A 2,266-nucleotide genomic window follows, 5' to 3' on the forward strand; every position below is an offset into this window, starting at 1 on the left:
AACACGTCAAAAAGGTGTCATTTTACAGCATGGCGCTATACTGATGAATTTAGACGTAGACAAACTGACGTCCATATTTACTTATTCGTCTCCAGAGCTGAAAGAACGCGTCCGCAGAACACTGCCTGACCGCGCCATTGCAATCGACCGGCTGACAGACCGCGACATTACTGTGGATGAATGCAAGTCTGCGTTTTCGCAAGGGTTTGAGAAAGCGTTGGATATTTCATTGGAACCTCTTGAATTGACGGAGGAGCAGATGAAATTGGTGCGTAAAATTGAACAAGAAAAATATGCGAATGATGACTGGAATTTCAAAAAGTAAAGATGGCTCTTTTGCGTTATTTTTAAAAATAAAACGTTGCGGGATCAATCTTTATGAACTCAGAGAGAAAAAAGGCTTATTGACAATTTTTCAATATGTAGTAGATTTAATTATAATAAGAACACAATATGTAGTGTTCTGAGAAGCTGAAGGAGGATGTTATATGGTAACGATCTCTAAACAGGGTGAACCATTTTTGAACAAACAGCAGTTGAATGAAGACATATCCAAGTTCCCGCAAGTACATTCGATTACAGATGATATGAAACTGACACACAGTGGAGTATCGCGTCTTGTGATGATCGACCGGTATTCATTTAAGGATACGGAAAAGAAAACGTTGAAGGAAGGAGACTTCGTCGTACTTACAGTTCGCGAAGATCCTAAATTTCCTGCTCGCGGTCTTGGTTATATTACGAAGTTGGACAAGGCAGAAGGGAAAGCGGACATCTGGATTGAAGAAGAGTTCAGGTCTTCCATTGATGATGCCGAAGAGCAGCAGCGCGGCACGATTACCCGCCCGCTTGATGTCCTGGAAAAGCCGCTTGAAGTGTATTATGAGCAGATTGCGATGCGTAACGCGACCGGGCTTGCTTCTGTAGAAAAAACGGAGGAGCAGAGAACGAAGTCTTATGATCTGTTCTATGACCAGCTGAAGTCATTGAATTTCATTCCGGCCGGTCGGGTTCTGTACGGAGCGGGCTCTGATACGGACGTAACATTCTTCAACTGTTACGTAATGCCGTTCGTACCTGATTCCCGTGAAGGAATTTCCGATCATCGTAAGCAAGTGATGGAGATTATGAGCCGTGGCGGCGGTGTTGGCACGAACGGTTCGACATTGCGTCCGCGTAACACACTCGCGCGCGGAGTGAACGGTAAATCTTCCGGTTCAGTCTCTTGGCTGGATGATATTGCGAAACTGACACATCTTGTGGAGCAGGGTGGATCAAGACGTGGTAAAAAGAAGTGCCTCGTCTATAAACTAACCTCGTGAATTGCTGGAAACTCTTTATAGCTATACATCCAAGAAATAATTTTTTGGGGTGTTAAAAGTGAAAATATATGATGCTAAAGATCAACAGAATTGTCTAATATGTGGATTCACATATATACACAATAAGCAAGGAAGGTTTACATCACACCTATTATCAAAACACAATTTAAATTTAGATACTTATTTATTAACCCACTTTTATAATAAGCATGACTTGAAATGTTCTTACTTGCTTTGCAATAATTACGTGGTTCTCCGAAGAGGAAAACCCAAAAGGTATTGTAGTAGATCCTGTGGAGGTAAAGGACTACCGCTAGAATGTCAAATATGTTTCAAGAAATTTGAAGCCTCAAATAGAATGACTAAAACTTGCGGTCTAAATGTGCTAAAGTTTTAAAATCTAATAGCATTACAGAATGGCACAAATCTATGCCTATTGAGGAAAAGAAAGAACATTTTGGTAAAATAATTTCTAAAACAGCTAAAACTCGTAAGAAAAATAAAACACCGTCATGGAATAGTGGGAAAACAGGTATATATTCAGAAAAGACAATTGAAAAAATTAGAGCGGCTACACTTAAGCAATTTGAAAATCACTCGTTTCAGAAAACAAATATTGAAAAGGTGATGGAAGCTCTTTTAATCTCCTTGAAAGTAAACTACAAGTACTCTTTTATTTTGGAGAAAAGACAATTTGATTTTTTGTTAAAGGATTATAAATTGATAATTGAATGTGATGGGGATTATTGGCATGCGAATCCAAAGTATTATCCAAATCCAGCAACCTGGCAAATCGATAGGATTCTTATTGATCTACAAAAAAATGAAATTGCCAGAAAGAACGGTTTTAAGATAATAAGATTTTGGGAAGACGACATTCTGAATGATTTTGAAACAGTTAAGTGCATCGTAAATGACTTGTTGGCTACAACGTGACTGGAAAC

The 2,266-nt window shown here is 39.1% G+C and carries 2 protein-coding genes and 1 pseudogene; all 3 read left to right on the forward strand.

Going from position 1 to position 2,266, the window contains the following annotated elements:
- Positions 1-325: lipoate--protein ligase family protein (locus tag Q1J64_RS06820; RefSeq protein WP_367183494.1), on the forward strand; the 325-nt coding region annotated here is incomplete at its 5' end.
- Between the two features lie 163 nt (positions 326-488).
- Positions 489-1,304, forward strand: a pseudogene (locus Q1J64_RS06825) (ribonucleotide reductase barrel domain-containing protein); the annotation flags it as partial.
- Between the two features lie 447 nt (positions 1,305-1,751).
- Entirely contained in the window at positions 1,752-2,258 is a 507-nt protein-coding gene (locus Q1J64_RS06830) for an endonuclease domain-containing protein (protein WP_301108330.1), read from the forward strand.
- Positions 2,259-2,266: the final 8 nt, after the last annotated feature.

It is taken from the genome of Sporosarcina sp., assembly GCF_029257255.1.
Classification (GTDB): domain Bacteria; phylum Bacillota; class Bacilli; order Bacillales_A; family Planococcaceae; genus Sporosarcina.